Consider the following 5209-nt stretch of genomic DNA (forward strand, 5'->3'; position numbering starts at 1 on the left):
TTGCTGATCAGGATTGTCGGCAGGATGCTTTCATACCGGGCATTGATGATTTCCTGCAGGATAGTCATTTCCGTTGGGCTGCCAAACTGCACGCCCACCTCGTCGATAATCAGCAGATCCAGTGAAGCAAACCGCTCAATAACCTCTTCCTCGGTGCTGTCGGCTCTGTGACGCCAGGTGCTTTTCACGGCGCGTGTCAGTCGCATAACGTCGGTGATTTCCACGGTAGCCAGATGGTTGCGGATAATCTCTTTCGCCATCGATACGGCCAGGTGATTTTTGCCCGTACCGCAGTTGCCAATCATGACCATCCCGGTACCGAGTTTGAAGCGCTCCGGCCATGTAGCTACGTAGCGCTGGCAGGCACCGAGATTGAGTCGTGCTGCGTCATTTACCGGCTGATAGTTGGTAAGTTCGCAGTGTTCAAAGCGGCGGGCAATGCCCGCTTCGTCCAGCAGGTCGGTCACATGCAGCGCACGTAATTCAGACTTCACCTGATCCAGTTCGGCGGTTATGCAGGCCGGGCAGCGTGACGTCTTCACCGCAGGAACGCCGCGATACTCCGGACCGGTCAGAATGCGGGTATGATACTCCCCGTGTTTATCACAGTTTCCTGTGCCGCGGCTTTCCTGCCAGTTTTCGTGACGCCATGGAGTTTTACCCTCCCGCACAAAGGCCATTTCATCGCGCAGTGTGTCACGCTGCGCCTGAAGATTTTCCCGTTCTTCGCGTTGTTTTTGATTTAACATGCTGATTTTCCTGCGTTACCAGTTATTGCCTGAGTTGCCGTAGTCCTGATCGCTGAATCCCGATACCGGCAGCATGCCAGCCCGCCCACCTCCGGGAGCGGATGGGGTCAGCCATGCCTCTTCGAAGTGGAGGTCGGGACCGAAGAACGTGGCGGTCTGCTTGACGAACTGAGTGCCGGCGCTGCCCGTAGCCCGAACGTAAGCCGCGTAGCGCTGAACACCCGCCAGCATGGCCTCCGGCTTAACCCCGTCTTTCAGGCGAGCTTTCCAGGCCTTGAAGGCCGCAGCCCTGGAATTGCCACCTGCGCGTTTTGGGTATACCTGCCAGGCTTGTTCAAACTCAGGGGAATAATCATCCCTGGAAGAGCGTTTTTGTGCAGAAGCGTCAGCGGATGCACCAGAGGTTTTATTCTCTGGAGTAATCTCTTGTGTAGTCTCTGTAGTATTCTCTGGTAATGGTCGGGTCATACTGACCTGTTGCATCGGTGCAGGTTGACCTTGTGCATCGGTGCAGATTGACCTGGTGCATTGGGTCATATTGGCCCGTTCGATCGGGTCAAATTGACCTGATGCATCGTTCATCCGTTTTTGCTGCTGGTCGAGCGTCGCCAGAGCGTCATAATTAATGCTGTACCACTTGCTGTGGTCGCGCGGATCCCGGTTATAGTTTGCGCTGGTCACCATGCCCTGTTTTTCCAGACTGAGCAGCGCACGTTTGACCGTCGACTCACTCCAGAATGGAAATTGCTTCCGCCAGCTCGGGACGCTGTTGTAGACCCAGCGGCGTCCGTCATAAAAATGCTGCGATGAGTTCATCCAGTAATGCATCTGCTGAAGCACCACGGCCTCGTTAAGGCCAATGGCACAGGCCAGCGTCGGCAGAACCTGCAGAGGGTTTTCGTTAATCAGAAGACGGCTCATCATCTACCTTCGTAAAATACTGTTTAACCTTCCAGACCGGCTGCATGCACTCATGCGGATAACCGGTCCGGGTAAAATAGACCTGCTGTTTTTCGGCACAGTAGCCGGTGACGTGCACAGGCAGACCACGCTGATCGCGATACTGGCGATCGAGGCTGATAACCGCCGGAGACTCACTCACGCAGGTTCATTCGCCGGACGTTTTTTCCGGGCCATGCGGATGTACTGGCTTCGCAAGGTGACGTATTTCTCGCGCTGGGCGTCGGTGAGTGCTGTGTCAACCATCTCGAGACAAACCATCGCCGCACGGCTGAACCAGCCCTTTTCTTCCAGGCAGTGACGTAACTTATCGAGCTCTTCTAGACGCTCCTGTTTATGTGGTTTTTCAGTCTCTGCGGCGCGTTTTCCGGCTTCCTGTTTCTGCATCAGCCTGACATGTTCAGGGGTGATGCTGTAGTGGTACACACCACGCTTTACGCGGGTGACCGCACCATTACGGGAAAGGCCAGTTAGCGCATCGCACACAGCGCGGAGATTCAACTCCCCCAGGTGCCGGGCAACATCTGCAGATTTGCTGTCCGGGTAATGGGTAAGAACCTCAAGGATGCGCTGCGGTAGCGACATGCCAGGATGTTCACTTGAACCTGATACTGGATCTCTGGTATTGTCTTTCACGGAATTTATCCCCCTGGATTGATTCCACAAGTTATGTACGAAGTCAGAACAGACCGGGTGGGGCCACTTCCTTTCCCGGTTTTTTCTTGCCCTTTTTTCGTTCAGTGACCGTTGTCTGCCCGAGCGCCCACTGACGGGAATAGAACAGACAATCATCGAAAGCTCTCCCCTTTCGGCTCGCCTGAGACATACGCCTGTAATGCGCCAGCCCCTCACGAGCCCCCCCCTGAGCCACCTGCAACGGAAATCCTTCCGCCACCAGCGCCGAGATGATGTGCTTCTCAATGAACGATTCGGGGCTCATTCAGCGCCTCTTTTGCATTCGCTATCAGCACACAAACACCCCGCATAACGTCAAAGCCGAGACCATGCGGCAACAGCTTCTGGAAGTACCGGGGATCCGGGACAAACGGCGGGCGCTGATGGGTAACTGTTGTTTGTTGCATCACATAACCCTCAGTGCGCGAACAGCACGCAGTAGACGAACAAAACAAGCCATAGCGCCCCGGTAAGAACCACTCCGATAGCGATAAAGCCGAGAACCTCAAGAAAGAAATTTGCGCGCATATCACGCCTCCTTTGATGATTTAGTCAGCTTCGCGATGATTCCAGGTGCGAATAACGCTCTTTCTGTCGCTGGCTGGCTGAGTTGCGCCACAGCAGTCGCATGCCGCGATATATTGAGTTTCCTCGCTATACTCATTAAGCGTATCGACCAGGCTAACATCGGGATTTCCGCAAAACGGGCATGAGTCAAGGTCATTACTCCCGTAATTAAGAGGAATAATCTCTTCGAGATCTGGCACAACTGAGAGCACGACAAGATCCACGGGTTTGTTGGAGTCTCGACCGACTGCATTACTCGCAACCTCAATAGCCCGATTGACGTTACGCGCCAGCACTTTCACCCGGATCGGTTGGCGGCCACCAAAGGCGTACTCACCGGTAAAGGTCACGATATAGTTCAGTTTTTTCTTCATTTTTCGCTCCGGCATTGCTGTTTGTGGGATGTTTCCAGCTCTTTGATGTGAGTGAACTCACCATTCCAGGATGCCTTCATGGGAAGTTCACCCTTCAGGTAGTGGCGATAAATCCAGACAGCGCCTTTGTGCAACAGGATTGGCTTGAAGGTTTCGCGCATCTCGCCGTCGGTCTGCTCAACTCTGCCGGATTTCTCTGTGAGGTACTGATCGCGTGCGTATGCCTTTACGCGCCAGCGTGGACACTTAGCATCAGGCTGATCGTCTCGTAACCAGTTATGTTCGGCGAGAAAGGCATTCACCTGTTGAACGTTGACCCCGTTCAGTTGCTTGCAGAACTGACAGGGGGATACGCCATCAGAAATGTGGTTTTGCAGTTTGCTGATATAGCGAGCCTGACGATCGACATAGCCAATAGCGAGACGCTCGGCTTTCTTGGCCTCAATCCATGCCTCAGCAACAGCTATCGGATCGTCAAAGTTCGGGGCATTCGTGTTGGTCACAGTCATGCTGTACGAACCAGTGGCGCGAATGGACGGCAATACTTCTTCACACACCCAATCCTGAACACGCTCAGCCTTCGGAAGCTGGCTGCGGAGAATGAGTCGGTATAAATCCGGCTCACCGATTAGGCTGATCCCATTGGGTTTCGGCTCCAATCCTAAACTCGCCATTTCACCGTGTTTCAATTTAATCAATGATTTACAGTGTGTTGAAACAGCATCAAACGGACGCTCATAACCCAGCGCGATCGCCACATCAACAGCAACAAATACCGGCTTCCCCTGGTACAGCATCCCACTAAGGGAGAAATCCAGCTCCGGCGAGTGGAATGTTGTCATCTGTGCTTTCATCTCTTATGCCTCCTTTGGTGAGGTGCGCTTGTTTTTGCGTGGTCTACTCTTGTAAAGAGAGAGATCGCACTTAAGAGCGCCGTTGGTGATCTTCTCCAGCTCAAGGGCTGCGCCTTTGGGGATGATGTCGGGCCAACCAGAAACAGACGAGTGGTTGATATCCAAGGCATTCGCCACCTTGCATACGCCACCGTAGTAATTCACGACTTCTGACTTCGTCATGCGGATAACTCTTTGTAATTCATCATTCGATTAATGTAGGATATCCAACATTAAAATGTCAAGAAACTTACATCGCTAAAAGGTAAGATTGCCTACATGAAAAACATGAATGATCGAATCCGTGAACGTCGGAAAGAGCTAAAACTCACACAACATGCACTGGCTGAAATGGCTGGTGTAAATAGGGTTACGCTAACTGGATGGGAGGCGGGAAGTTATCAACCTAACGGAGCCAATCTTTACGCCCTGTCACGGGCATTAAAGTGCAGTCAGGAATGGCTTATGACTGGCGCTAGCGAGGAGGCCGAAGAGCCAGCGCCACAAAAATTAACGTCGTTGAAAGTAAAACAGGTGCCTCTTATTTCTTGGGTTCAGGCCGGGGCTTGGACAACAACCGAACCAGGCTTATGTAGAGATGATGCGACTGAATGGGTGCATACGACGGCCTCTGTATCGGAAGGCGCATTTGCTTTAACCGTCAAAGGGGACTCAATGACTAACCCATCTGGCTCCCCATCCATCCCTGAAGGATCAATCATTATTGTTGATCCCGACATTCCTAGCATTGAAAGCATTAATGGAAAAATAGTTGTTGCCTACATCGATGGTGGCACTGAGGCAACGCTGAAAAAATTCGTGGATGACTGGCCTAATCGATACCTGGTGCCGTTAAACCCCAACTACAAGGCAATGGAGTGTGGCAATGGATGTCATATTGTAGGGAAGGTAAAACAAGTCATCATGAATTTTTAATTAAAACAAACACATCACAAAATAATGTTGGAATGCCAACATTTATTCTTGACAC

Annotated in this window: 10 protein-coding genes; 1 reads left to right on the forward strand and 9 read right to left on the reverse strand. The window is 52.2% G+C overall.

Annotated elements, in window-relative coordinates; genetic code table 11:
- The 9 genes from AAIR21_RS27180 to AAIR21_RS27220 form a co-directional block, all read right to left on the reverse strand.
- The coding region (locus AAIR21_RS27180; RefSeq protein WP_434682749.1) for an ATP-binding protein at positions 1-749 on the reverse strand (749 nt) is incomplete at its 3' end.
- 15 nt (positions 750-764) lie between these two features.
- Positions 765-1670: a hypothetical protein gene (locus AAIR21_RS27185; protein ID WP_422701754.1), complete on the reverse strand. Its 906-nt coding sequence runs from the start codon at positions 1668-1670 to the stop codon at positions 765-767.
- The gene (locus AAIR21_RS27190) at positions 1651-1851 is read right to left on the reverse strand and encodes a DUF4222 domain-containing protein (protein WP_422701740.1); all 201 of its coding nucleotides are present in this window, start codon (positions 1849-1851) and stop codon (positions 1651-1653) included. Before AAIR21_RS27190 ends, AAIR21_RS27185 begins: the two co-directional genes overlap by 20 nt.
- Complete coding sequence (locus AAIR21_RS27195) at positions 1848-2294, reverse strand: hypothetical protein (RefSeq protein WP_422701741.1); 447 nt, start codon at positions 2292-2294, stop codon at positions 1848-1850. Before AAIR21_RS27195 ends, AAIR21_RS27190 begins: the two co-directional genes overlap by 4 nt.
- A 94-nt stretch (positions 2295-2388) precedes the next feature.
- Entirely contained in the window at positions 2389-2649 is a 261-nt protein-coding gene (locus AAIR21_RS27200; RefSeq protein WP_422701742.1) for a hypothetical protein, read from the reverse strand.
- Entirely contained in the window at positions 2627-2791 is a 165-nt protein-coding gene (locus AAIR21_RS27205; protein WP_335265584.1) for a hypothetical protein, read from the reverse strand. Before AAIR21_RS27205 ends, AAIR21_RS27200 begins: the two co-directional genes overlap by 23 nt.
- A gap of 141 nt (positions 2792-2932) precedes the next feature.
- Positions 2933-3325 (reverse strand): Lar family restriction alleviation protein, encoded by a 393-nt coding sequence (locus tag AAIR21_RS27210; RefSeq protein WP_025205588.1) that lies wholly within the window; start codon positions 3323-3325, stop codon positions 2933-2935.
- On the reverse strand, positions 3322-4179 hold the full coding sequence (locus AAIR21_RS27215; RefSeq protein WP_025205589.1) for a BRO-N domain-containing protein: 858 nt from the start codon (positions 4177-4179) through the stop codon (positions 3322-3324). Before AAIR21_RS27215 ends, AAIR21_RS27210 begins: the two co-directional genes overlap by 4 nt.
- 3 nt (positions 4180-4182) lie before the next feature.
- Entirely contained in the window at positions 4183-4401 is a 219-nt protein-coding gene (locus tag AAIR21_RS27220; RefSeq protein WP_025203523.1) for a Cro/CI family transcriptional regulator, read from the reverse strand.
- Between the two features lie 96 nt (positions 4402-4497).
- On the opposite strand from AAIR21_RS27220, the gene AAIR21_RS27225 reads away from it, so the two are divergent.
- The gene (locus AAIR21_RS27225) at positions 4498-5154 is read left to right on the forward strand and encodes a LexA family protein (RefSeq protein ID WP_422701744.1); all 657 of its coding nucleotides are present in this window, start codon (positions 4498-4500) and stop codon (positions 5152-5154) included.
- Positions 5155-5209 lie beyond the last annotated feature (55 nt).

Source organism: Enterobacter sp. PTB (assembly GCF_051130085.1).
Taxonomy (GTDB): Bacteria; Pseudomonadota; Gammaproteobacteria; order Enterobacterales; family Enterobacteriaceae; genus Enterobacter; species Enterobacter ludwigii.